The sequence below is a fragment of the Enterobacter vonholyi genome (assembly GCF_008364555.1).
GTDB classification, from domain to species: Bacteria; Pseudomonadota; Gammaproteobacteria; order Enterobacterales; family Enterobacteriaceae; genus Enterobacter; species Enterobacter vonholyi.
On record NZ_VTUC01000006.1, the window covers coordinates 761,600 to 783,791 of the forward strand.

At 53.2% G+C, this 22,192-nt stretch carries 28 protein-coding genes; 1 reads left to right on the forward strand and 27 read right to left on the reverse strand.

Annotated elements, in window-relative coordinates; genetic code table 11:
- Positions 1–29 precede the first annotated feature (29 nt).
- The 14 genes from F0319_RS12290 to F0319_RS12360 form a co-directional block, all read right to left on the reverse strand.
- Positions 30–2,510, reverse strand: a complete 2,481-nt coding sequence (locus tag F0319_RS12290) for a host specificity factor TipJ family phage tail protein (protein WP_149367059.1) — start codon at positions 2,508–2,510, stop codon at positions 30–32.
- Positions 2,452–2,889: a peptidoglycan endopeptidase gene (locus tag F0319_RS12295; protein WP_149367060.1), complete on the reverse strand. Its 438-nt coding sequence runs from the start codon at positions 2,887–2,889 to the stop codon at positions 2,452–2,454. Before F0319_RS12295 ends, F0319_RS12290 begins: the two co-directional genes overlap by 59 nt.
- On the reverse strand, positions 2,882–3,352 hold the full coding sequence (locus F0319_RS12300) for a hypothetical protein (RefSeq protein WP_149367061.1): 471 nt from the start codon (positions 3,350–3,352) through the stop codon (positions 2,882–2,884). The genes F0319_RS12295 and F0319_RS12300 overlap by 8 nt, the downstream gene beginning before the upstream one ends.
- Positions 3,352–3,846, reverse strand: a complete 495-nt coding sequence (locus F0319_RS12305; protein WP_149367062.1) for a hypothetical protein — start codon at positions 3,844–3,846, stop codon at positions 3,352–3,354. Before F0319_RS12305 ends, F0319_RS12300 begins: the two co-directional genes overlap by 1 nt.
- A gap of 1 nt (position 3,847) precedes the next feature.
- Positions 3,848–7,273 (reverse strand): tail protein (tape measure), encoded by a 3,426-nt coding sequence (locus tag F0319_RS12310; RefSeq protein WP_338070375.1) that lies wholly within the window; start codon positions 7,271–7,273, stop codon positions 3,848–3,850.
- 12 nt (positions 7,274–7,285) lie between these two features.
- Entirely contained in the window at positions 7,286–7,957 is a 672-nt protein-coding gene (locus tag F0319_RS12315) for a DUF6246 family protein (protein WP_149367063.1), read from the reverse strand.
- 57 nt (positions 7,958–8,014) lie between these two features.
- Complete coding sequence (locus F0319_RS12320) at positions 8,015–8,758, reverse strand: phage tail tube protein (RefSeq protein WP_149367064.1); 744 nt, start codon at positions 8,756–8,758, stop codon at positions 8,015–8,017.
- A gap of 62 nt (positions 8,759–8,820) precedes the next feature.
- The gene (locus F0319_RS22475) at positions 8,821–9,555 is read right to left on the reverse strand and encodes a major capsid protein (RefSeq protein WP_149367065.1); all 735 of its coding nucleotides are present in this window, start codon (positions 9,553–9,555) and stop codon (positions 8,821–8,823) included.
- Positions 9,552–10,013 (reverse strand): hypothetical protein, encoded by a 462-nt coding sequence (locus F0319_RS12330; RefSeq protein ID WP_059287862.1) that lies wholly within the window; start codon positions 10,011–10,013, stop codon positions 9,552–9,554. The genes F0319_RS22475 and F0319_RS12330 overlap by 4 nt, the downstream gene beginning before the upstream one ends.
- The gene (locus F0319_RS12335) at positions 10,013–11,383 is read right to left on the reverse strand and encodes a DUF2213 domain-containing protein (RefSeq protein WP_149367066.1); all 1,371 of its coding nucleotides are present in this window, start codon (positions 11,381–11,383) and stop codon (positions 10,013–10,015) included. The genes F0319_RS12330 and F0319_RS12335 overlap by 1 nt, the downstream gene beginning before the upstream one ends.
- Positions 11,384–11,458: 75 nt before the next feature.
- Positions 11,459–11,944: a hypothetical protein gene (locus F0319_RS12340; protein ID WP_149367067.1), complete on the reverse strand. Its 486-nt coding sequence runs from the start codon at positions 11,942–11,944 to the stop codon at positions 11,459–11,461.
- Positions 11,945–11,994: 50 nt separating this feature from the next.
- Positions 11,995–12,996, reverse strand: coding sequence for a phage minor head protein (locus F0319_RS12345; protein WP_149367068.1), 1,002 nt, complete (start codon positions 12,994–12,996; stop codon positions 11,995–11,997).
- Positions 12,923–14,380: a DUF1073 domain-containing protein gene (locus F0319_RS12350; protein WP_188035104.1), complete on the reverse strand. Its 1,458-nt coding sequence runs from the start codon at positions 14,378–14,380 to the stop codon at positions 12,923–12,925. Before F0319_RS12350 ends, F0319_RS12345 begins: the two co-directional genes overlap by 74 nt.
- A gap of 422 nt (positions 14,381–14,802) precedes the next feature.
- A complete protein-coding gene (locus F0319_RS12360; protein ID WP_149367071.1) occupies positions 14,803–15,021 on the reverse strand; it encodes a hypothetical protein in 219 nt (72 codons plus the stop codon).
- Between the two features lie 97 nt (positions 15,022–15,118).
- On the opposite strand from F0319_RS12360, the gene F0319_RS12365 reads away from it, so the two are divergent.
- Positions 15,119–15,481 (forward strand): hypothetical protein, encoded by a 363-nt coding sequence (locus F0319_RS12365; protein ID WP_240168090.1) that lies wholly within the window; start codon positions 15,119–15,121, stop codon positions 15,479–15,481.
- 39 nt (positions 15,482–15,520) lie between these two features.
- On the opposite strand, the gene F0319_RS12370 is transcribed toward F0319_RS12365, so the two are convergent.
- From F0319_RS12370 to F0319_RS12435, 13 genes are all read right to left on the reverse strand, one after another.
- Positions 15,521–15,763 carry a hypothetical protein gene (locus tag F0319_RS12370; RefSeq protein WP_149367073.1) on the reverse strand — a complete coding sequence of 81 codons (243 nt, stop codon included), beginning with the start codon at positions 15,761–15,763 and terminating at the stop codon, positions 15,521–15,523.
- 92 nt (positions 15,764–15,855) lie between these two features.
- Positions 15,856–16,380, reverse strand: a complete 525-nt coding sequence (locus F0319_RS12375) for a Rha family transcriptional regulator (RefSeq protein WP_149367074.1) — start codon at positions 16,378–16,380, stop codon at positions 15,856–15,858.
- 267 nt (positions 16,381–16,647) lie between these two features.
- On the reverse strand, positions 16,648–16,821 hold the full coding sequence (gene lysC, locus F0319_RS22545; protein WP_149367075.1) for an Rz1-like lysis system protein LysC: 174 nt from the start codon (positions 16,819–16,821) through the stop codon (positions 16,648–16,650).
- Entirely contained in the window at positions 16,802–17,179 is a 378-nt protein-coding gene (locus F0319_RS12385) for a DUF2570 domain-containing protein (RefSeq protein WP_149367076.1), read from the reverse strand. Before F0319_RS12385 ends, lysC begins: the two co-directional genes overlap by 20 nt.
- Positions 17,176–17,670 (reverse strand): lysozyme, encoded by a 495-nt coding sequence (locus tag F0319_RS12390; protein ID WP_039024844.1) that lies wholly within the window; start codon positions 17,668–17,670, stop codon positions 17,176–17,178. Before F0319_RS12390 ends, F0319_RS12385 begins: the two co-directional genes overlap by 4 nt.
- The gene (locus F0319_RS12395; protein ID WP_149367077.1) at positions 17,648–17,872 is read right to left on the reverse strand and encodes a class II holin family protein; all 225 of its coding nucleotides are present in this window, start codon (positions 17,870–17,872) and stop codon (positions 17,648–17,650) included. Before F0319_RS12395 ends, F0319_RS12390 begins: the two co-directional genes overlap by 23 nt.
- Positions 17,873–18,174: 302 nt before the next feature.
- Complete coding sequence (locus F0319_RS12400) at positions 18,175–18,417, reverse strand: hypothetical protein (protein WP_149367078.1); 243 nt, start codon at positions 18,415–18,417, stop codon at positions 18,175–18,177.
- Positions 18,418–18,605: 188 nt separating this feature from the next.
- Positions 18,606–19,295, reverse strand: coding sequence for a bacteriophage antitermination protein Q (locus F0319_RS12405; protein WP_149367079.1), 690 nt, complete (start codon positions 19,293–19,295; stop codon positions 18,606–18,608).
- 109 nt (positions 19,296–19,404) lie between these two features.
- Positions 19,405–20,046, reverse strand: coding sequence for a recombination protein NinG (locus F0319_RS12415; protein ID WP_149367080.1), 642 nt, complete (start codon positions 20,044–20,046; stop codon positions 19,405–19,407).
- Positions 20,039–20,209 carry a NinE family protein gene (locus F0319_RS12420; protein WP_149367081.1) on the reverse strand — a complete coding sequence of 57 codons (171 nt, stop codon included), beginning with the start codon at positions 20,207–20,209 and terminating at the stop codon, positions 20,039–20,041. The genes F0319_RS12415 and F0319_RS12420 overlap by 8 nt, the downstream gene beginning before the upstream one ends.
- A complete protein-coding gene (locus F0319_RS12425; protein WP_149367082.1) occupies positions 20,202–20,657 on the reverse strand; it encodes a recombination protein NinB in 456 nt (151 codons plus the stop codon). The genes F0319_RS12420 and F0319_RS12425 overlap by 8 nt, the downstream gene beginning before the upstream one ends.
- A 294-nt stretch (positions 20,658–20,951) precedes the next feature.
- The gene (locus F0319_RS12430; protein ID WP_149367083.1) at positions 20,952–21,605 is read right to left on the reverse strand and encodes a DUF6338 family protein; all 654 of its coding nucleotides are present in this window, start codon (positions 21,603–21,605) and stop codon (positions 20,952–20,954) included.
- Between the two features lie 286 nt (positions 21,606–21,891).
- On the reverse strand, positions 21,892–22,191 hold the full coding sequence (locus F0319_RS12435) for a protein ren (protein ID WP_149367084.1): 300 nt from the start codon (positions 22,189–22,191) through the stop codon (positions 21,892–21,894).
- Between the last annotated feature and the right edge of the window lies 1 nt (position 22,192).

Below are 22,192 nucleotides of genomic sequence, written 5' to 3' on the forward strand. Positions count from 1 at the left end.
CCGGGTCTGGGTGATCGGGATGGGTCTTATTAGTAAATCAGATCGCTATACTCAGCGAGGGTTAATGCAGTGCTGCCCTTTCCGTCTGGTTGCTTTGCCGTGATAGTCCATTGCCCTGCGTCTAGCTCCTGTGAGGTGGCGATAACGTACCGTGAAGGAGACTGGACGTCGAAACCATCAAACAGGTTGAGATCGATATCTGGGATAGCAGCGGTAAAGCCGAACGCAGTATCAGCGCGCGGAGATGCGGGGTATCTCGCTGTGGTGGCGCCGGATGAATCCGTGACCTGCACAAACATGGTTCCGGAGAAGTTGATGCGTTCACTCGTCTCAAAGTCATTCCTGACCCGCGACACTATATAACCGGCCTGCTGGTTGGTGTCGTATGTGTCTGGCACCTGAACCATATCGCCAATGTTTACCCACTCTCCGTCAGCCATTGCCGTTATCTGCATGGTCATGCGGGAGTAGATAAGCCGCCTGCATTCCCGAAGCGCGCGCTCGTTGGCCTGGAAGCGATTCCTGACGTACAGCATTTCGAACTTCTTCGCTTTGGCCGGCGATCCTTCAATGATGGAATTTCCGGCTATCCGGTACCGTACAAAGTCCTGCTTATTGGTGTCCGGGTTGCGGAACTGCACCTCTACGCCGTCATAACCGCCCGGGAGCGTCATGTCGTAGGAGAGCGAGTAACCATCTGGTTTGGTATTCGAGCGGTTGAATATCGTAGCCGCAGATGTCTTTTTGCTATCTCGGGTGAATGACAGCACGCCGTTATCGTCGTAAACCGAGACGCTTGCAGCGTCACAGATGGTCTCCATGCGCGAACCGAGCGATACATCCTCATCGTCAAATGTGTAGTCGAAATACCCGAGACGCGGGTCGATAGCGTCGATTTCAGCCTGGATCTGATACAGGCCATAAATATCAATGCTCGACTCCGGCTGCTGCCCGACCACCAGCCAGTTAAACAGCGCAATATCTGCAAACTTGCGCGATGGCCTGAGCGTGTAGTCGACCTGCTGCGTCGTCATGTTGTAGCTGATGACGTGGCGGGTGATTAGCGCGTTGTACTTCCTGTCACGCCCGCTCGTGGCGTTCTCGGTAGCCCGGACCTTCACCATTACCAGAGAATCTTCAGCGTGAACGACGTTAGTCCTGACGTTTACAGCGTGAATCTCTTCGACCTGCAACTTGCTCGCGTCGCTGCTGTTATCCGTCCTCTGGAAGGTGATCGCATAGCGCCCAAACCCGCCCGCCGGGGTGAGTTTATCAGTCCGGTTAAACGTCTCCGACATGTAGTCGTGAGGCGTAGTCTGCCGGTACGTAAACGTCTGCTCAGTTCCGGGTATCAGGTTGTTGCCATTGTCGACCTTCCAGATGTTGACCACCCAGTTCGTTTCGCTGTTACCGCCGAGCCCGGACTGGGTATGCAGCCACAGCTGGCTTGATGGTATCGGCGAGAAGAACGGACCGACGATCAGCGCGGCGTTATCGTTCAAAATGAACTTCGTCGTGTTGATAGTCGCATCCTGGATCGGAATGGATGGGCCATTCAGGCTGTCGAAAGTGAACGTGTAGTAATATTTCGGGTTAACAACGGCGCCGTCGTTCGTCTCAGCAAAACTGATGAGTCTACCGGAAAGCGTGACGTCTTCTGTACGCGTTCCGCCGGTGATCGGATATGTCACGTTAATTGTGAACGTGACCGGGTGCGGAAAAGTCAGATCGGCGAAGTAGTCGAAGTCAGCCTGTTTAAGGATTTTCATCGCAATCTGCCCACCAGCATATACGCCGCTGATAACGGTGTTAGCTGTCGCAGTCTCGATCGGGAAATCGTCGCTCTCGTTAAGGCCTGGCACTTCCTGTCCGTCGACATCGTCGAACTGATATCCCTCATTCACTACCGGGATGACATCACCTGGTTGGTAAATGGTGTAGCTGGCCCCCGCCATTGAGCCGAGATTCGACTCAGAGAAGCGTACAGACGTTACGTCATATTTCCCCAGGCCGAACACCATCAACTCAGTGATGTATTTGAGGTTGCTGATGTATTCAAAGAGCGACTCCTGAGCCAGATCAGGGAAAGAGCGGACCTGTCCGAAATTGTCCGGCTTCGCCTCGCCATTACGTGCGATGTTAGTCTGCCCCTTCAGGCTGTTATTAGGTGAGGTCTTACTATTCCCGCCGCCGGCGTTCGTGTTTGGCTTCGGCATCAGCGAAGACAACACCTTTTGGGTGAACTTGATTGGGTTCAGGTGTTCGAGAGGGTTTAACAACGTGCCGACAAGACCTCCGCTCTTCGGCTGGTCGAAAATTATTACCCGGTCGTCGTCCTGAAGTGCAAACTCCAGCTCATCATCTGGTTGCAGTTCTTTGCCGTTAACGTTGATGCGAATATCGCGGTGAAAACTTTCCTGCTCAAGCCACTCGGAAAATAACGTGCCGGCTTTAACAATCGCCCGGTCCTTCGGCATCCCCGGAACGCGCTGAATCTCGATTACCGGCATAGGTGTAAAACTCCACTCTGGTGAATAGCTTCTGTATTGTCCGGATAGCGTCGAACCGGACGTGTCCATTTTCCCCGCGGCTGTGCAGCGCGCGACCATCAACAATCAGGCCGACATGCACAGGCTGGCTGCCAACCCAGGCGACGAAGATCCCGTCATCGGTGAACGTATCAGCACGCCGCCAGAACACGACATCAGAGTCATAGCACGTCATGAAGTCGCGCCCGGATTCGTAATCCACAGTCTGGTGAATTTCGGTCCCCAGAACGTGGCGGTAATAGAGCACCACCAGCCCCCAGCAGTCAGCAGCGTCAAAGGTGCAAGCGCGGTTACTCCATGGGATGCCCTCAACCAGCGAGATGAACTCGTCTTTAAGCATTCTGGAGCCCCGGATATTCTTCGACTGTGTACAGTCGTCCGACGTTACGGTTAAGCGGGTTTACGCGCGTCAGGCTGCACGTCACGTCCTTGTCGTCCATCGAGCAGTCGCTGACGTAGAGCGTCCACGACTTGATGGCAGTCATCATGTCAGCTGCGTCAAACTGCTGGTACGTCGCCGAGATTGGCGTGATGCGCGAGTAGGCTTTCCACTGCTTGAGTTGCTGCTTGAAGTCCTGCGCCAGCCGGCCAAATTTAACGGTGCTGTCGAGGATAGGCGTGTTGCTCTGCTGGCTTTCGGTTAACTCCATGCGGCAAGGCGTGTAGACCTGCCCGCCGAGCGTTTTGGGGAAAATCTGGTTATTAACGAGCCTGATATAGCCAAAGACCGGGCTGTAAAACGTGATAGTTTCGTACAGGATTCGGTTTGGCCTTCGGCTCTGAAATTCTCTGAGCGTCGGCATTATGGCACCTTCGGTAAGCTCTCCGGGTCTCGCCCGTCAGGATAGCCAGTGACAACGATATCCAACGATGAGGCCCATGGTGGCGGCAGCTCAATGATGATGTCGTCAAACTCGTCATCGGAGTTAACCAGCTCGCGCGCAATGACATCACCGGTCCACGTGAAGATGGATCCGGACTGTGACCATGACGGCCAGGAGAGAAAGTGTAATTCCTGCACCTCGACGCCGGTGTCACCGGTCCCGGTGCCGAGCGGCATCGTGAACCACTGATTGCAGTTGTCGAGGTAGTTCGGGCTGCGCAACCACTGCATGAATGCCCGGTGCTGGTCCTGGGTGAATATCCACGTCAGCGAGACAGACGTCTTCAGATCGTCGGTTAATTTCTGGAATACCGGCGCGCCGACCGTCGGCTGGTCGACGCGAAACCCGGTATCTGTAGTGGGTGATTTCCCTTTCTGTGCCAAAGGCAGCCAGTCAGGGTACGGAATTGGCATGTTATCCCCTTGCTTTGCGTGGTGCCTGGTGATTTTGCTGGATAGCCTGACCGATACGCCCACCCCGGCTGATATCGGCAACAATCATATCGATCGTCACTCCATTGCCGTTCTGGGTCGCCTGCGCATCGACAGTTGCGCCGGTATAGTTCTGAATGTTGATAGTGACAGGCACAGAACTACCGCCGGCACCGGAATTCATCTGCTTGTTGCTGATGACTTTCCCGTTGTCGCCGGGGATCATGTACTGGCTACCATTCGACGCCTGGTAGATTTCAGGCATACCGCCCTCACCCACCTGATACGTACGTCCAGCCGATACTGGGCCGCCGTTCTTACGCTTGCCAGCAATACCACCAGCCATCGCCATAGCCGCGATAAGGGCAGCAATACCGATAGCCGCAGCACCACCGAATGAACCGATTGAGGCAACGGCCGCCGCTGGGGTCCAGACAGCCATCGTGGTCGTGGCCGCCGCAGTGCTTGCCGCAGTGGTTGTCGCTAAGCCTGCGGTTTGAGCCGCAGTAGTGGTGGCAATCGCAGAGGTTTGCGCCGCAGCCCCCATGACGGCAGATTTCACCCAGTCGACGCCCATCTGAACGAAGCCGTTAATCAGGCTATTCAGGGCGTTGCTGGCGAGAGATTGCATAGCCTCCTGCGCCGACATGCTCCCGGTGATGATGCCGGTTAAGGCATTGGATGCATTGCCTGCGAGAGAGTCAAAGCTCGCGGCCAGCAACTCATTACCCATACTCTGGTTACGGAAAATCTCCCACTGGGCAGCGATGCGCGCCTGCTCATACTGCGTGTCAGTTGCAGCACGCAATGCCATGGCGTTCTGGTGAGTAATCAGCCCCTGCTGCTCGTATGACTGAATAAGCGCGAGTTTCTTGGCGTTCTCGTTAGCCAGCTGCTGAACAGGGTCAACTCCTCCGACAGCCTCCTGCTGTGGCGTTACAGCCTGTTGAGCCTGGATTTTCGCGAGGTTAGCCTGGTGCGTTGCCGCCAGTCGTTCTGAGTTCTGGTTGTACTGCTCCTGGCTGATTTTCTTCGCAGCCAGCGCCGTATTCAGATCCTCAACATCCTGTTTGTAACTGGCGTTCTCAGCCGCTTCAGGGAGAAGCTTCTGGGCTGCAGCTTCAGCTTTGATGGCGTTGGCTGTATCCCATTTTTTTGCCGCATACTGACCGGCTAGCGCTATCTGCTCTTTAGTCGCTCCTTTCCCGAGCGACTGCTGCGCAGTGAGGATGGCCTGCTCGCGACTCAGCTTATTCGTTGAGTCAGCGGCAAGCTCTGATTGCTGTTTCAGGTTCGCCAGCTTCTGGGCAATAGAATCAGCCTGTGACGCGCCCTTCTTCTGCTCTGACTGAAGAGACTTCTGCGCTTGCGTATTTTTGTACGTAGCTGCAGCATCATCTTCCATTTGCTTCGCGTGCGGATCATCCTTCGCAAACCCGGCATCTTCGGCGGCGTATTGCGCCTGCAACCGAGCGCGGGCCTCGCCCTGTAGTTTCGACAGAGCAAGGTTTCGCTCAGACTGCTTGATGAGGTTCTTCTGCCCGGCCGTGAGGTTGTCAGTGGACTTGTTCAGGCTGTCGACGTTTATCTTCGCGTTGGCCGCCTCTCTCGCCAGATCGACAAGCTTACCTGCCAATTCAGCAATGGCTGACTGACCATCTTTGGAGGAGGATTTCATTTCCTGGAGTTTTTTCGCCAGTTCCTGAAGTGCTTCCGGGGACGGGTTGTTGCTCAGGTCTGATAGTTCTCTTGCCAGATCAAACGCTGACTGCTTGCTGATGCCCAGGCGAGAAGAAAGGGTACTCACCGTTGAGGACAGCGAATTCACAATACCAGAGGCATATTGACCCTGGCTGTTGGCCTGCTGAATGGCCTGGCTCCAGTCTGTGGTGGTAACACCAAGCGCAGAAAGCTCATCATTGAACTTTTTGATGCTGGGAGACGCACCGCCCACTGCCGCCAGTGCGCGATCGCCTAACGTGATGAAAGCATCAGACGCGTCGCTAATGGCCTTCGGTATCTTCGAGATGGCCTGGTTATACTCCAGCAGCGCCTGATTACGCAGCAATGTTGCCACATCGGCATTTACCCGCGCCAGAGCGGCATATTTGTCTGAAAGCGCGGCCACGCCTTGCGAGGAAATGGTGATCACCTTATCCATCGCTTCAGCTGCGTCTTTCAGCGCATCCATGGCGTTCTTACCGCCATTCAGCGAAGTAATCAGCACGCCAGCCAGGACTGAACCAAGAGCGATTATGGCGCCAACCACGGCACCACCAGGGCCAAAGGCGCCGGCAAGCTGCGACCCCTGCTGGGAGAATGCAACGAGAGCAGACTGCCCACCCTGAACCTGAACGATGAAGTCCTGAACCTGGTAACCGGCCTGTTGCATACTGGTTTTCCAGCCTTTATTCCCACCGGCTGCAACGTCAGTCGTGCGTTTCATGTCAAACAACTGGCCGGTAAGCTCACCTATCTTCTGCTTATCGGCATCTGTTGCGCTTGCCCCGGCACGTAATTGAGCGGCCAGAATTGCAGCGCTGCGGGCCCCATTGGTTTGTTGCTCGCTCAGGATCGCGATTTGATTAGAGAGGTCAGAGGTTATTCCGCTGATTCGGTTGGCTTCATTCGCCTGCTGGGCAAGTTGCTTAGCGGCTTCTGCAGATGCGGCTGAGGCTGACTTTTGAGCCTCACGCATATCAAAAAGGGCGCCTGCAAGTTGAGCAATCTTGGCTTTTTGGGCGTCAGATGCTCCCTCTCCAGCACTTAACTGAGCCGCAAGGATGGCTGCACTTCGCGATCCAGCCTGCATCTCGGTGTTCAGGATGGATACTTCTTTCTCCAGCCCAGATATTGATGATTCCGCTCGCTGAGTAGCTGCCGCTACTGATGCGGCAGACTTAGCGGCCGCATCCGATGAGGCTTTCATGTCATAAAATGCACCTGCCAGCTCCGCGATAGTGCGCTTTTCTTCCTCGGTTGCGTTAGCTCCTGCTCTTAGCTGTGACGCAAATACCGCGGCACTTCTGGCTCCATTCACCTGCGCCTCTTCAAGGATCGCAACCTGGTTACCGAGCGCCTCAATAACAGCATTTGCTCGGTTAAACTCGCTCGTTGTGCTTCCGGTACCAGTGCGAGCCTCCTCCATAGCGCGCGCAATACCGCTAACGCTCATGTTCAGCTTGCGCAGCTGGTTATCCATCGAGTTTGCATAACCAGCCAGTTCAGTAAACGCGGACCCGGTCTGGGATGCGCTCTGATCGAGGTTATCCATTCCCTTGCCTGACTGCTGGGCTGCGGCATCCAGTTTATCCAGAGCATCAATGGCCTGTTTCCCGCCCTGCAGCAGCGGCTCAACGTCGGCGCTGATTTCATAAACGATGCTACCGGCGTTCTTTTCACCTGCCATGTCATTCTCCGGTTATTGCTTTGCTTTTGCCCTGCGTGCGGCCTGTTTAGCCAGGTACTCATCGGCGATACTGTCGTACTCTTCGCGAGTGAAGCCTTTCTGGTCCGGATATTTCGCCGCGAGCAGCAGCTGAAATTCGGTCATTGTTAACTGGGAGGCCTCCCCGCGATTCATGCCGAAGTGGCTGCGCGCTGCGCTGATGTAGTCGAAGGCTTTAAACTCAGTGGTTCGCTCACCAGTTTCATGTCGCTGCAGCTGGCGAACCTTTGCCTTTCCGACGACGCCGTGCTGCATGAGGTGCTGCGCCAGCACGATGATGTCGTTCTTCGGCATTTGCCCTGGTCGGTAGACGACGCAATGCCGCCACCCTTTCCATTCTCCGATCATCGGTGTCAGATCGTCATCGCAGCACGCCTGCAGTACCAGCATGCTCGTTGATAACAGCTTCTCTGCAGCGCGGTTGAATGATGGAGATAGCCAGTCAGGAAAACGCCCCAGCGTGCCAGCGCACACCTCAATCAGCTGAGCGACATCATTTCCGTGTATGGTGGCGTAGGCCTGCACAATCTCTTCCGGAGTGCCGATCCTCGTCATAGCCTCGAATGAAGGCCGCAGCAGGTAATCTTTTCCGCCTTCGCGGCTGTCGCTGATAGAGAGTTCGCCAATATCGGTTAAAGCGGTCATAGGCCTTCCAGTAAACGGCCATTATCAAGGGCAGCACGCCGCCCTTTGGAATGTCCGTTAGGTAACGGTAACCGTATGCACGGCCACAAAGTTGCCGTCTTCGGTGTTGATGATGATCTGCGCGCTGCCGGTGGCGACGCGCGTCACGGTAACGGTGTTGCCGGAGGCGGTGGCTGTTGCCTTGGTCGCATCGGTAGTCGCTACAGTGAAGTCTTTGTTGGTTGCGCCGGTTGGTGAGATGTTCACCGTAAAGGTGCTGGTACCGCCTGCCGTGCCGGTGCTGGTTGTCGGAGTTACCGTCACGCCAGTCACTGCTACCGAGTTGTTTTCATTAACCTCGATAGTGCTTGCGTCACCAACCTTAAACTCAGTAGTGAACGGGGTGATATCGTTCGTACCGCCACTTGAGTTGAGGGCGGTAATATTCATGTAACCGATAAATTCTACCGGGCCATAGTTCAGTCGAACCCAGATACCAGGCTGGCGACGGGCAGCTACTTCGGTATGGAAATACTTAGTGAAGCGACCGAAGCCATACTGATCGAGCTTATCCTTAACACGGACCTCACCATCAAATGAAATTGTGAAGTCGCTATTGGTGACGATAGTTTCAACGTAACCACCGCCATCATCTGCATCACTGGTAGTGGTATTGGGGTTGAAGTCAAACCCTTTAGTTGTACCAGCAGCTAGCGCCATCCACTCTGCTTCGAGTGGCTTGACGTCCGGGCAGCCATCGGCGACTTCCAGCACGACCGCACCGCCGAACAGGCGCTCGTTCGAGTTCTGGCAATTAGCCATGTGAAACTCCTCTTTGACGTATAAAAGAAAACCCGCCGAAGCGGGTTATTTGGTTGGGATGGCTATTCGCCGTAAGTGCAGGCGAACTGGAGTCGTAAGACTATTCGCCCTTCTTCTGTGAGCACCGGCGCGGGAATTGCGCCCATGTTCTGGATGTAGCCGACGCACTCGTCAGCCATGGGGTTGGCCTGGACGTAATCGACGATGCGCTGCACGGCATTGAGCGCGTCTTTGCGCTTATCTTTCGCGCCGACAACGTCGACCAGGACGTGATACTCAGAGCCTAGGTCATTACGAATAGCCGCAACGTGCGCTTCCTGATCGTCAGCCATCGCGTCGAGGTTTTCCGACTGCATGCCGTTCCATTCACGCCATTCACGGCCGTAGCCGGTGTTGAAGATCGGGATTGGGTCACCAGCTTCGTCGTAGATGACTTTATCCAGCTCTTCCGGCACGTGGCCCGTCAGTGAGCGATGAACCTTGCCAGCGTCACTGGAAACGCGGTACAGCGCCGCCGTCTTGCCGATAGAAATCGGCGTACCTAGACCGAGCAGATCATCCAGCAGGCCGTTGCCTTCGTCATTACGGAAGACTCGGGTGGTGATGTTGTCCACTTCACGCCAGTAGTCTTTGGAGATCAGCGCGGCCTGGTTAACTTCAAGCGCGCCGCCGTACTGGGCAGCAATGGTTCCCTGGTTGATGTTGAAAGATTCGCGCTGCATCAGCAGCTGATTCCATGCCTGCTTCACCTGATTGTGCTCGGTGATAAGCTTTTTGTTGAATACGATCGTGCTCATGCGGTTGCTTTCCCTGATTTGCGAACTTTCACGAGCTGAGCTTCAGCGCCAACGGTGATTTTTTCGCGTGAATAGAACAGAACTACGTCGGTAGTAGGCGCAGCGGATTTCTGAAGGGTGCCGTCACCAGCAGATACGAGACCTTCATTTTCAAGGAGTACCTGCGACGCTTTGACCAGCATGTGGTAATCCACATCGTCTTCGCACATGATGGCCGCGCCGGTATCACCGGCAGGAACCGCGTCGCGAATGTCACCGCCGCCGATGTAGTTATGCTGAAGAGCCAGTGCAACGCCTGCGCCGCCAGCGACATTGTGAACTGCCAGTTTCCCGGTGCTGTCGAGCATCACCAGTGAGCCTGGTTTCACGGCCGCTGCCATGATTGCTTCAATGACCTGCGGGTCATTCTTACGGGCCGGGCCCGCGATTACGGTATGGAAACGAGGTGCGAGAGCCATTATTCAGGTGCCTCCATGTTAAGGATTTCACTCTGAGCGCCATTCCCCTGGAATGCAGGGTTCAGACCGGTGCTGGTCTGGCACTGTGAGTACAAGTCGTTCAGCGCGTCGCCGGACAGGGAGTTAACCGCTGCTTCGGTCATGAACGAGAATTTCGCTTTAACAGCGTCACGTTTGGTTTTCAGTTCGCTTTCAGCGTTCGCCTGCAGCTGAGATTTCAGCGTGCTGATTTCATCAGTAAGCGGCTTCAGCGCCAGATTTACTGCAGCAGTAATGGCGTCAGAGTTAATCTGAGCCTGGCCCGGGTCGCCGCCACCTTCTTTCTTCTGCATCTGCTGGTTGTAGGCATCCCAGACCTGATCGTCGGTCAGCCCCTCGGTTTTAACGCCTGCGGCATTGAGCGCGGCGATCATCTTCTCTTTCATCGGGTTTGTTTCTCCGTTGGTTTTGACTTCGTACTCAGTTGGTTTGCGCACGACTTCTACTGGATCGCCGACAAGCGTTACGACCTTGTCAGAGATGAGGTACTTCTGGTCGAAGAGCTTCGGCTTGGCGTTTTCGCCATCCTCTTCGTAAACGAAATGGTCAGGCCAGACGCTGACGACGTAGCGCCACTTTTTGTCGTCCTGCTTGATGGACATGCGCAGCGCCTGGTAGATGTCGTCGAAGGACATCTCTGAAGCGTTGCTGATAAAGAACTTCACTTTGTTCCACCAGCCGTCTTTCATGCTGTTGGCAGCATCGATGAGGCTCGTCGCTTCAACATCGGCCTCTTGCCCGTCAGCGTTGACGAACATGCCGACACCTTCTTCAGGCGTCCCGGCGCCGGGCCCGTCCAGCAGGATCGCAATGTGGTCGAACTGCATGTTGTGAGCGACCCACGAGTACTTCTTCTGCTTCGACTCACCTGCCTTTTGCTCTTTGTTCAGCAGCAGACCGGTAGAGACATGAATCGGGTCGGCGTTATTGCCGGAAATCATGTCGTCCAGGCGCTGAATAAGGCGCTTACCGTCAGGCTTGGTGTCTGCCACAGCCTTATTGACGTATACGTCCATCACGACTTTGTCGTTGGCCTTGCTGACGTTCTGAGCCCATGCTCCGGCGTAGTAATCGTTGACAGCCTGCGGGTCGTTGGCGCTGACGTATTTGCCGTTCACCATTGGGTGGCCGATCGGCATTAACTTGCGCTCCATCGTCTGGTAGCTGTTGTTAATCTCCTCCGCCGGGTACAGGCCGCCATTCATCACGATGTCATCGACGATCGGGACTGCACCACGAATGACGTAGTGTTCCTGGCCGTTGATGGTGGTCGTTGAGATGTTGGAGGCGTTGATGGCGAGGGATTTAACGTGGATGCTGGATAGCTTCACGTTGCGTCCTCATTGGTGGATTTCAGGCATTAAAAAAGGCCGCCGTGGCGACCTTCTGTTGTTCATATTAACTGATTATAAAAATCGCTCTGTATCGACAGACTCTTCAATTTTTTTGACAATAAAATCAAAGGCATTGGTAAAATCAGTCTTATCCGTAACTTTCCTGCAACCAACGCTTTCCCCACAGATATCCATAGTGTAGCCATCGTCTTTCCCCCAGAAAAGACATTCAAATATCTCCGACTTCACATAAATTTCACTATTGTATTTTGAAAGATTTATCTGAACAAAGAAACGCAAGCTGGGCTTTTGGCCATCTACTTTTTCAAAATTTCTTACTAATTCATCTTCAACTTCTTCGCCAACTTTGTTGCCAACCAAGACGATAGGGTACTTATTTTTATCATGATCATCACAAAGTTCCATACCTTCAACGCCAAGATAATCAATAAGTTTTGGCTTGAATAGGGTAAGGCGCGCCTTGAGATCGTCCCAGTAACGTTGTTCAGTTTCTTTGTATTCTGTTAACTTTTTTTGAACGCGATTATATAACGACATATTATTCTCCTGTGTGTAGGGCTTTAATATGTCTAGAAAAAAACATTGGTTCAACTACCATTTTTCCATTGTTTTCGCTCCTTCTCCAATTTCTCAGCAATCCCGTCATTGAATATGCTGCCGTCGTCGTTGAGCAGTACCGGGATCTGGCTGCAGTAGCAGTTATACCGATTGCCATTCTCAGCGTAGAAGTCTCGCACCTCTTCGGTGGTGTAGACCTTGCCGTGACGGCTGGCATGCCAGGTGCGCGTCGTAGGCTTGAGCGCTGACAGCCACAGCAGGCCAGTATTCAGCCCCAGCCGGTCAGCGGCCCAGTCGGTTTCGTTCCATTGCGCCTGCCGCAGCGCGCCGACCTGCTCAGTCTGAGCGATGTTCTTCGCCTTCGACATGGACACATCGAGACGCTTGCTGATGACGCTGGCCGTCTCACGAGGATTCACGCCGCGCGCGACTGCATCGGTGATGATGTTGGTCAGGTCACCACGGGCAGTGTCACTGATTACCTTCCAGTCACTGAACGTTGTCAGCCTGGCCGACGCCACCTGATTAAGGTGACCGGGGCTGCTTAAAAGCTGCTGTAGCGTTGTCTGGCTGGCGTACACCTGCGACTGCTGCGAGAGGTTATTGTATGCCTCCAGCGTTCCACGCCGTGCCTCAGCGACGACGTAATCCATCGCCCAGAGGTTCTGCTCGCCACCCTCCAGCAGATGGTCATCAAGAATTGCCTGCACCGCCTCCAGCAGATCAGCCAGCTCCTGCGCAGACATGTCGTAGATGAACTTACCGGCGTTGACCTGGTAGAGCCGCATATCCGCGCCGTTATCATGGCACAGGAAACTCCAGTTATGGCTGTTTACCTCACGCTCACGCCCGGTCAGGCGCTGGTCAAACAAGGCTTTCAGCGCCCACTTGATGCTGAGATATCGCTCCTCGATATCCCGGAACATCGCGGTTACCTGCTTTGCCGATCGTGTCGGGTCAACCTTGCTGCGCGGAACTACCGGTGTCCCGACTTTCGTCTTTTGCTCCGGTGTCATCGGAAAGAGGATCATCGGTCGTTACCTTATTATTTGGGTCAGGCGGCTTAACATCTTCACGCGGCTCAAGTTCTCCCGCCTCCCTGACTTCGTTCTCATCAACAGCTGGTGTGCCATAAGCTTGCTGGGTATCCTTCGCGACCGCAGCCATTTCCTTCATGTTGGCAATCTTCTCTTTCTCGCTTGGCGCGAGTAGATCGGACCAGGTTAACGTGATTTCGCCAGATTTAGGTGGTTCGATAACTTCCACAGTCCAAAGTCGCTCTATAACTGCACTTGCCCGGTCAGTCTGGAACCCGTTGCGGCGACCATTACAGCGCTTGGCAAAGTCATTTTTGTCCTGATCTGAAGCAAGCCTTCCCGTCTGCTGACCAAACACAATGGTGAATGGCATCTGAACTGAAGAGGAAAACTGGTTAGCTGACACTGTCCACGTTGGACTCGGATCGGCAGCGGCAACGGAAAGCACCTTAGCCTCTCCGTCCTGGGTTACCAGAGCCGAATCTGTACCAGAGTTAAGCTTCTGGATGGCTGCGTTAAGCGCCTCAGCCAGCCCCGAGTAACCAGCCTTCTTGGCATCCTCCATGATTTTGTCAATCTTGGTGTCTTTCGACATGTTGATGCCGAGCTGCCTGCTGGCGTTTTTCAGGAACCCCTCGGCGCTGCCGCCGGAGGTTTTAGCCATATCAAGCAGGTCGTTATAGCCCGCACGCAAGAACGGGATGCCAGCCAGTGAAGATTCATCTTCTGAGCCCTCGCAAAAAATGATGATGCGCTCAGGATGAATTTTGATGGAGCGCATAGGACCAACGATACTGCCGTTGTCCCCTACCGGTTGCTCCTGGAAATAATAGAACTTCGGCATGGCGTAATCTGGGGACTTCTGATCCTGCTCCAATTCTCCAGGCTTCACCTGCGATTCCCATGCAGGAATCATCTTCACCAGACCGCGTTCGCGTGAATTACGCATTACGTCACGATTAACTGGCTCAGACCATTCACGACTATCGGCAAACTGAAGAATGAGAGCTGAGTAGTGACCGACAAGGTTACGTCTATCCGCGTCCTTCACCTTCGCCCAGTATTTCTTCATGAGCTTGGTGACTTTCTTTTCCCATGGCGTCGACTTTTTGGACTTCTTCGCCTCGTCTCCATCCACTATTACAGGATTATCAGCCCAACATGCATCCAGTAGCTTATGAACAGCGCCGAACGCGGCGCCATTGCGCTCATACATGTTGTAGAAGTGCTCAAAGTCGAGGCGCTCAGGATAGCCAAACTCACACCACAGGTGATGTCGCTTGGTATTGCCTGATTTATTGAATCCAGCCGCATAAAGCTGTCGAGATCGCGAAACCTCGTTGAGGCTATTCACAATCAGCCCAGCGAGGACTTGCATTTCTGTATCGTTACTCACTGAGTTGTCCTTATGTGAAGAATATCGCCCCTGAACGGCGAGGAGAGTGCAGCACGCGGTAACGGGTTGCATCCCAGTCGTGGTCTTCCTGCTGGGTATCTACGTCATCCGGGTTTTTGCTGTCGCGAACCAGTACGGGTAGCGCCTTCGCTGATGCCGTGCTGTGATGCTATTTCTCGGAGGGACATCACTCCGGCCCGGTACGCCGTCTCGATGGCCTCCCAGTCCGGTTTGCTCATTCGTTACTCCGTTATCTCTTTACAGGCTCATACTTCAACCTCTGGCTAATGCCATGCTTAACAAGGAAGTTACTCACTTTTTGGTAGTCAGGCTCGCAACGCATCATCAGGCAGAACACTGTCAGCGCCCTTAGATAGACAGGAACCCACCACCTGCTTTTGATTTCAACTGACAGTCTGCACATCGCCATTGGTTTCGTCCTCTTCTGGTACAGGCGTGAACTGCACGCGCTTCACATCGGCCGGTGCAAAGTAAAGCCACTCTCCGGTCTCGGTCGCCAGCGGCACAAATCCATTAACCAACTCAGGCTGACGTCGTGACATCTTGCCCGTGAAGGTTTCGCCTGTTTGGGTGGTTAGCGTGATTTGGTAGATGTCTGGCATGGATAGCCTCTTTATCCGCTAGTGGGGATATTGCCATTACGATGGAACTGCACATGGTGATGGTGATATGTTAATTTGGCAAAACCAAGGAGGTGGTATGTTTTCCTTTCTCAACACATTCAAGCGGCTCATAAGCAAGCAGCAGACGGCGCTGACCGTCGAGCCCGAGTATTCAGATGAACAGCTATTGCAGTGGGCTACCGGTTGCATGTTAGAAGCTTTGCCAGACGAGTTTTATGAGGCGAGAATTTCATGCTTCCGTAACATCGATAGTGAAGGACGCATAGCAATTGCAGCCATACATGACTTCAAGTTAAGCAGCGAAAGCGAATATACATCCTTTACTCCACCAGATAACCTTTACGCCACACACTGCATAGAGAAAATTCTTAACGAAGAAAACTGGCGCGAAGCCACTATAACCTTTACCCCACAAACGACACGATTCATGTGGCAATAAATAACCGCCCGGAGGCGGCTATTTTTATTTCGAAGCGCTTTAACCGTTACCGACCCAATCGCCACCAGGCCCCATCAGCCCAACTTTCTTGGACATAATCTCGATTGCCTGTTTAAGCGCTTCGCTTTCGTAATTGTTCTTTGTCGATAGCCGCCATATCTGCTGAACAACATGCTCTGGCGTTTCAATACTCGCTAACGCAACGTGAACCTTTGAATCGTATACATCAATGACCACCAGATCACCGTCGTCCTCTATGTATGCAAGCGGTTTTTCACTCATGATATTTCCTCTGCTTGTTGATAGCAGAATGAGTGTAGTGCAAGAGTTGATTACCATTATCAAGCCCACCCGCAGATGAGCTTTGTAATGGCTTATCCGATCAGCAATTCAGGCTGTGTTACCTGCATGATGTACTGATGCTCGAACTCCAGAACGCGCTTCTCTTTCTTCCTCTCGTTCATCAACCGACTGCCGATCGTGCCTTTCAACTTTGAGCGCGTTTCTTTGATGGCGTAGCGATGTTGCATTTCTTCACCCATCGCCATGCGTCGGTTTAGCTGCTCAGCCATCCAGTTAAAGGCAGCGATATATTGCTCTTTAATCGCGGTCGCCGTCTTTCCAGTGAAACCCATTACAAGCATCATCCAGCCATCTTTCGTGATGTTGTACATCAGGCGCATCTCGCCTTTTTTATCGAGGTATTCAACGGGCTCAAAATTGAGCCGGTTAAAGTCAGGGGAGCAATCAGACTCCAGCCGCTTGATAGTGCGAAGAACGTTTTTATGCGCCTTGCCGAAATAGCGGGCGATCTTCATGGACGTCGTGATGACCTTTCCGTTAGATGGCAAAACCATTTCGCGGAAGTCGAAGGCCGGAATAACTGACGGATTATTCATAGCGTGTACCTTTCTTTGAGATGAACCTTTGCCGCATAGGAAATCAGCCCGTCGAGGCTCGCCAGCACTAACTGACTTCCTCAAAGGCTCATTTCAAAGGGTTTGGTTCGACGTGGTTTAATTGCGCTGCGGTGCGCGGTGAAATGCGGATACAAAAAAGCCCCGGCGATTGCCGAGGCTCTGAATTTTGTTTTTGACACTTAATGATTTTTCTTCAGCTGGACTGCTCACAGCATTACTGACTTTTACTACTTTCATTTCTTGATTTCAATTTATTTTTCTCGCCCCTTCAATTTCCCGAATTGCTGCCTTATCCAGATTGCATTGCCCGAGGGCCGTATAGAGCTGAGCGTTTAACTCCAGACTTGCCTGCCACGTGAACGGAACCACCATTCTGGGGATCGGCGTGTCTGCTGTCAGGTCAGCGCTTATCGGCACCACCGGAGCTGGGACGTAAACTGTCTGTGTATTCCCGCAGGCTGTCAGCAGCGGCAGCAGGAACAAGCTGGTTAGCGCACGGATCGCCTTCAAGCGCCTGCCTGATGTAGACAATGCGCGTCTCGCCTTTTTGGGCCAGTTCGTTCTTTGCATTCTGGGTAGCCTGTGAAATGTCACGGATGAGGTTCATCGTGGTGATCACGTTGCTGGTGATCGCCTCTGATGTGTCAGCCCGGACCGTCGCCTTATCGCGCTGGTCTTTGTAGGTAATGGCGTTGTCGCGGTAGTGGTTAATCGCCCAGGCCATGGAAACCAGCAGGCAGATAACGACAGCACAGATGAATGCGGTTAATCGGCTCATTTCTGGCCCCACTCGCAAACTTCACGCTCAATCTCGCGCCGGGTGATCAGCCCCTTCCACTGTTTACCACCAGCATACGTCCAGCGCTGCAGTTCTTTGCATGCTCCAGGAACATCTCCGGCGTTAAGCTTCTTCAGCAGCGTGGAGCTGGCGAAGGCACCAGAGCCAACGTTGTAGGTGAAGGAGTAAAGCGCGGCGCGGGTAGGTTCAGGGATGCGAACCTTGATCAGCGGGTCGATGGCATTTGCCACCTTTCGCAGATCTGCCTTCAGCAGGTTGTCACACTCTTTGTCGGTGTAGCGATGGCCGCGGCGAATGTCGGCACCGGTGTGCCCATCGCAAACGGTCCAGACGCCGACCACATCCTGATAGGCGTAATAGCGCCGCCCTTCCAGTCCATCCGCATTACCCAGCATTACTGCAGCAATGGTGATGGCTCCGGATCCGCCAACAATGGCACCCACCAGCTTATTCCTGAGTGTCGGGTTCATCTCGGCTCCTGCTGCGGCGGTTGTCTTCGCGGATCTTGAAATAGAGATTTGTCAGATACGTCAGTACGGCAATGATGATACCCACCAGCACGCCGATAGCGTTCCACTGCTCGGGGCTGTATGCATTAAGGATGCCGTTTAGGATGCTCCCGGCTGAAGCGCCATAGGCAGCACCAGTGGTTATTTTTTCCATGCGATACATGCTCTCACCTCGCGTAGTTAGCGGGTGCTGTGTGTTTGAAAGGGTCAGGCCCTCGGGACGATTTAACAAGAAGGCATGTCGAGGATGGTTCCCGGAGCCTGAAATAAAAAAGCCAGCGACAGGCGGGCAATATGGGGGTAAGGCAATGCCGGCTCTCTGGCCGAAGGGACCCAGGTCATGGGGTCTTATTCATTCGGCTGGATTTAAATTAGCGGTCATCCAATTATGAGTTGGCAGCTTTACAGCTTAGTTACAGGCAAATTAAAAGGCCGCCTGAGCGACCTTTATATTGAGTAGCACCTTCACCGCATCATTAGGCCACGCAAAAAGCCTCTGAAGCCTTCAGCATGCCTTCTGTAATGCGATGTGCATTCATCAATAACATCATGAGCTGATACGAAACGAAGAGATTTACTGCCGACCTCTTTGTGTACCTTGTTTATGACGTTAAATATTCGAACACTAAAAGCATCATCCACCTTTCTGATTTCGTATCGATAGGTGATGTTGTTAGTGCCACCAACATAAAGTTGGATATCCTGCATGATGACGCCTCTTGTATCCTTTTTAAGAGGCATTTTACATTATTTAAGTAAAATTTATAACTTACGCCTATTCCTGAGGCTTTTAAAAGCACAAAAAACAAAGCCCCGCACGATGGCGAGGCTGTTAATTCTTTGTCGACCTACGAAGCAATGGCGACGATATCAGATTTACATGAAATATATGCGTTTCAATCCAGTTTTGCAAGACTTGAGTCTAAATTTGTCGCCTTTTGTTGTGAACGTGATCGCGTAACCTGCAATAAGGCCCCGCTATCCAGGCACAGAAAAATGCGCCGCATCTCAACCCAGCGGTCCGTAAACGTCTCTGACCAGTTCTTTGGTGTTACGCCAACCAGCGATGCCAGCGCCTGATATTCGTACGTCTCCCGCCCCGCCAGCTCCGCTTTGACGTCCTGCGCCGCCAGCCATATCAGCTTCTTCAGTCGCTCCAGCGTCTTGCCGGCCACCTTTTTCGTGCCGAGCTGATCCCGGAACTCGGCCCACGCCCACTGGGTGATCGCCACCTGGTACTCGAAGCGGATATTCTCGCTGTAGTTCCACAGCAGCCACGCTTTCTGGTGGTCTTCAAGCGACAGGACAGCGCGGCGCCACGATGCGGTAACGAACTCAACCGGCCCCACCAGCGCGATGGATGACCCCTTGGCGCGGGACTGACTGCCACTCATCGGCGGGCCGTCCGGGTTGACCATGCGCTGCTTATCCTTGTCGAATACCTTTTTCCGGCCCCGGCTACGCGCCGTCGCGGTGAATTGCGCGTTCTCTGCGAAAGCGACAAGTTGCCCTTTCGTAGCCCCGCTCAGATCTGCGGTCGCCACAATGAGCTGCTGACGTACGTATTCCAGTTGCTGACTGTTCATGCGGCTTCCTTCTGTGGCTGATTGGTTTTGGTCTGGCTGTGCTTTGCTACTGGCGGCATGCTGGCGCGCTTAACGCTTTCTGCCTGGTAACGCAGGAAGTCGGCGTGGTTCATGCGGCCTCCCGCTGTTTCAGTGCTTTAAGTTTGGCGCGGTACTCATCGCGGATCCGGATGAAGTCTTCACGGCGGTAGTTGGTCATTTCGTGGGGGCCGTTGAGCCAGTCGACGTATTCCTGCCCGTAACGAGCAACCAGGCCAGCTTCGTATTGCTGCGCGACCGTCGCCTCTTTGGCGGTGTACTTTCCGGCTCCGGCATTACACGACTTGCACTGTTTATGGGCGTTGCGCTCTTCAAAGCGCAGCTCTGGGTTGGCCCCTACCGTTTTGAAGTGGCCGCAGTCCCACTGGCCGCCATGCAGATCGGGCGGATTAGTCTCACCGCAGCTGATGCATGGCAAACCGGCATCGCGCGCACGGATGAAGGCGTTGAAAGCCTGCTGAGCCTGCGCCTTGTAGTAACCGTTAGGTCTGAGCTCTGCCAATCGCGCTTTACGGCGCTGGCGTCCTGCCTTCTCTTCGGTGCGCTGGCGCTGTGCCTCCTTCTGCTTAGCGGCTTCACGTGCTTTTGCGGTCTGTTCTTTGCCGATCGCGCTGGCGCACTCGAAGCTGCAAACAACTTGTCCATCGCGTACCGGGTGAAACCACTGACGACAGGCTTTATGTGCGCACTTACGGCGCGGTAACTTAGCCATGCGCCCTCCGTGCCGCGAGACGCAGCCATTTCTGATCAACCAGGCGGGCGGTGTAGCCCTTCAGTGTCGGCATGTCGGACGGCTTAACCGCAGGCTTACGCTGGCGTCGCGCAGGAACGCGGAAGATTTCGTTGGTGATGACGCGTGCGAGAGGACTACCCACGGGAAGCCCTCCATTCTTGCGCCCAGGCGATGCGCTTAGTGGATGCCTCAGAGAACATCACGCCGCGGTCGGTACCGAACCAATAAATCGCCTCGATGACGTCGACCATGTAGCGCTTGCTGGATTTGGATGTGCTGACGCCGAAATAAACACGGCCGCCATTAATGCCCGGCGCGGATTTCTGCTCGCTTTCCGGGTTCTGCATCTGGCTGACAAGAACAGTGATGAGGTCTTTCCATTCCTTCGGTTCAAGCTTTTCGCCGTACCAGACAACCTGGACAGAGAGGTCTTTCAGTAACGGCCACATCAGGCGGTTCTGCTTGTCGGTGCGCGTCTCTTCCCGGGCCTCTACTACCATCGGCGCGCGAGGGTTTACCGGCAGTGTGCGGATGAATGCTATGAGGTTGTCTTTAACGGTGTCGTTAACGATGCAGTAGTGCTGCTTCATACGCCACCTCCGAGAGGTAACGCAGAATGCAGAAAATCGCAGGTGCATTTCTGCATCTGTGACAAGGTGAGGAGTTCAGATTGTGGTCGCATTTAAGTCCCCTTAAATGCGCAGAAGTCACCGGAGCTGTTCAGGCTCCGATGACATGATTATGGCGGGTTGATTATTGAAAATCAAACGTCAGGACTTAACAAAAGCCATTGTTACTTTCTGCCAGGCGGAGGTGACGGGGGCGCCGCGGGTCGTTCATAGACTGTAGGTGGCGGTGGATTTTTACCTCCACGCATACCATCCCTACTCGGCGGGATTGTGTACGGCGGTGGCGTCGGTGCTTTTCTGGACATATTCTACCTCTGGATTATCCTGAAGAAACTCAACCCATTTGATATCAGATGATTTGAGCAGCATGAACTTAACAGTTGGCATATCTATATAATCACCCTTTTCACTTATCCATGATGGGTTCCTTAACAGAAAATGCCCTTTTTCAGGTTGTGAAGGCCACTCTTGGGGCCATCCAAACACTCGCCTATCATCTTCTAAATGCAAGATTACATGCACTGGGCAAGTGTTGAACGCGCCAAACCACTCACAATGATATGAGGATTGTTTTGTAAACTTAGCCCACCTCATGAATGAATGAAATAAATCATTGTTTGCAAATAAACTAAATACAAACCCTAAAATTATTGCTGCCGCATAAGACCACACCGTACTTACATCTTGGGTCCACGCACCTAAGCTCCAACTTTGGCCAAGGTAAAAAAGAATATGTTTTATACAAAAGACCATTCCCTGGATGAAAACAACAAAAATCAGTGCCTGAACAATTCTTTCAAACTGCGATGGCTTGGGATAAGACGTAAATGCATAAAAAATCCAAGCTGTAAGAAATCCGGGTAAAAGGAATTTTAAGATATCAAATAACTCAGTGCTTAAATCTTCCATTTTTCTTTAATGCCTTAATTGGATTTTTTTGGCGGAGTTGGCGGTGGAGCGGGTCTGCTGTATGCCTTAGGTGGATTGGGGTTAATCCCATCTTGGGCATACCCAGGCTGCGGCTTGTCATTGCTCATGCTTTCCTCGTTAGCTATCGTTAGCGGAAGTTGAACACAAAAATTAGAGAGTTAAATTATTTAATTACATCAGCTAATTTATTTTTTCAAGATGCAAAATGAGAGGGAGTAACTTTACTGTTTTAAGAACACCGTCACGTTTTTGATATCATCAATTTTCATACCCCTACCCACCCCCAAACCATCAATACTCGCTTCATAGCCGCGCTGTTGCGGCACTCCTGGAAAATTGTGTTCTCGCCGTCGCGGTTGATCGGCTTCCCTTCGTCGTCTTCGGCGGCCACGTAAACATTGGTGCGCCAGTTACGTTCTCGAAGGACGATTTCGCCGTTCTGCCGCATCTTGAACGATGCCGCCAGCACCTGAGAACGGGACACTCCGGTTGCTTCGCATACCAGCTCCGCAGTGAATGAGCCATAACCATCCAGATACCACTCGATAGCTTCTCTTCCTGTCATG

What these genes read in the sequence shown, in the direction of transcription:
- F0319_RS12320 (WP_149367064.1), bottom strand. Translation starts at nt 8,758, where the DNA reads ATGGCTAATTGCCAGAACTCGAACGAGCGCCTGTTCGGCGGTGCGGTC.
- F0319_RS12315 (WP_149367063.1), bottom strand. Translation starts at nt 7,957, where the DNA reads ATGACCGCTTTAACCGATATTGGCGAACTCTCTATCAGCGACAGCCGC.
- F0319_RS12310 (WP_338070375.1), bottom strand. Translation starts at nt 7,273, where the DNA reads ATGGCAGGTGAAAAGAACGCCGGTAGCATCGTTTATGAAATCAGCGCC.
- F0319_RS12435 (WP_149367084.1), bottom strand. Translation starts at nt 22,191, where the DNA reads ATGACAGGAAGAGAAGCTATCGAGTGGTATCTGGATGGTTATGGCTCA.
- F0319_RS12385 (WP_149367076.1), bottom strand. Translation starts at nt 17,179, where the DNA reads ATGAGCCGATTAACCGCATTCATCTGTGCTGTCGTTATCTGCCTGCTG.
- F0319_RS12350 (WP_188035104.1), bottom strand. Translation starts at nt 14,380, where the DNA reads ATGCAAGTCCTCGCTGGGCTGATTGTGAATAGCCTCAACGAGGTTTCG.
- F0319_RS12400 (WP_149367078.1), bottom strand. Translation starts at nt 18,417, where the DNA reads ATGCAGGATATCCAACTTTATGTTGGTGGCACTAACAACATCACCTAT.
- F0319_RS12405 (WP_149367079.1), bottom strand. Translation starts at nt 19,295, where the DNA reads ATGAACAGTCAGCAACTGGAATACGTACGTCAGCAGCTCATTGTGGCG.
- F0319_RS12295 (WP_149367060.1), bottom strand. Translation starts at nt 2,889, where the DNA reads ATGCTTAAAGACGAGTTCATCTCGCTGGTTGAGGGCATCCCATGGAGT.
- F0319_RS12300 (WP_149367061.1), bottom strand. Translation starts at nt 3,352, where the DNA reads ATGCCGACGCTCAGAGAATTTCAGAGCCGAAGGCCAAACCGAATCCTG.
- F0319_RS12365 (WP_240168090.1), top strand. Translation starts at nt 15,119, where the DNA reads ATGTTTTCCTTTCTCAACACATTCAAGCGGCTCATAAGCAAGCAGCAG.
- F0319_RS12305 (WP_149367062.1), bottom strand. Translation starts at nt 3,846, where the DNA reads ATGCCAATTCCGTACCCTGACTGGCTGCCTTTGGCACAGAAAGGGAAA.
- F0319_RS12345 (WP_149367068.1), bottom strand. Translation starts at nt 12,996, where the DNA reads ATGATCCTCTTTCCGATGACACCGGAGCAAAAGACGAAAGTCGGGACA.
- F0319_RS12370 (WP_149367073.1), bottom strand. Translation starts at nt 15,763, where the DNA reads ATGAGTGAAAAACCGCTTGCATACATAGAGGACGACGGTGATCTGGTG.
- F0319_RS22475 (WP_149367065.1), bottom strand. Translation starts at nt 9,555, where the DNA reads ATGAGCACGATCGTATTCAACAAAAAGCTTATCACCGAGCACAATCAG.
- F0319_RS12395 (WP_149367077.1), bottom strand. Translation starts at nt 17,872, where the DNA reads ATGTATCGCATGGAAAAAATAACCACTGGTGCTGCCTATGGCGCTTCA.
- F0319_RS12290 (WP_149367059.1), bottom strand. Translation starts at nt 2,510, where the DNA reads ATGCCGGTAATCGAGATTCAGCGCGTTCCGGGGATGCCGAAGGACCGG.
- F0319_RS12330 (WP_059287862.1), bottom strand. Translation starts at nt 10,013, where the DNA reads ATGGCTCTCGCACCTCGTTTCCATACCGTAATCGCGGGCCCGGCCCGT.
- F0319_RS12360 (WP_149367071.1), bottom strand. Translation starts at nt 15,021, where the DNA reads ATGCCAGACATCTACCAAATCACGCTAACCACCCAAACAGGCGAAACC.
- F0319_RS12425 (WP_149367082.1), bottom strand. Translation starts at nt 20,657, where the DNA reads ATGAAGCAGCACTACTGCATCGTTAACGACACCGTTAAAGACAACCTC.
- F0319_RS12430 (WP_149367083.1), bottom strand. Translation starts at nt 21,605, where the DNA reads ATGGAAGATTTAAGCACTGAGTTATTTGATATCTTAAAATTCCTTTTA.
- F0319_RS12340 (WP_149367067.1), bottom strand. Translation starts at nt 11,944, where the DNA reads ATGTCGTTATATAATCGCGTTCAAAAAAAGTTAACAGAATACAAAGAA.
- F0319_RS12415 (WP_149367080.1), bottom strand. Translation starts at nt 20,046, where the DNA reads ATGGCTAAGTTACCGCGCCGTAAGTGCGCACATAAAGCCTGTCGTCAG.
- F0319_RS12390 (WP_039024844.1), bottom strand. Translation starts at nt 17,670, where the DNA reads ATGAACCCGACACTCAGGAATAAGCTGGTGGGTGCCATTGTTGGCGGA.
- F0319_RS12375 (WP_149367074.1), bottom strand. Translation starts at nt 16,380, where the DNA reads ATGAATAATCCGTCAGTTATTCCGGCCTTCGACTTCCGCGAAATGGTT.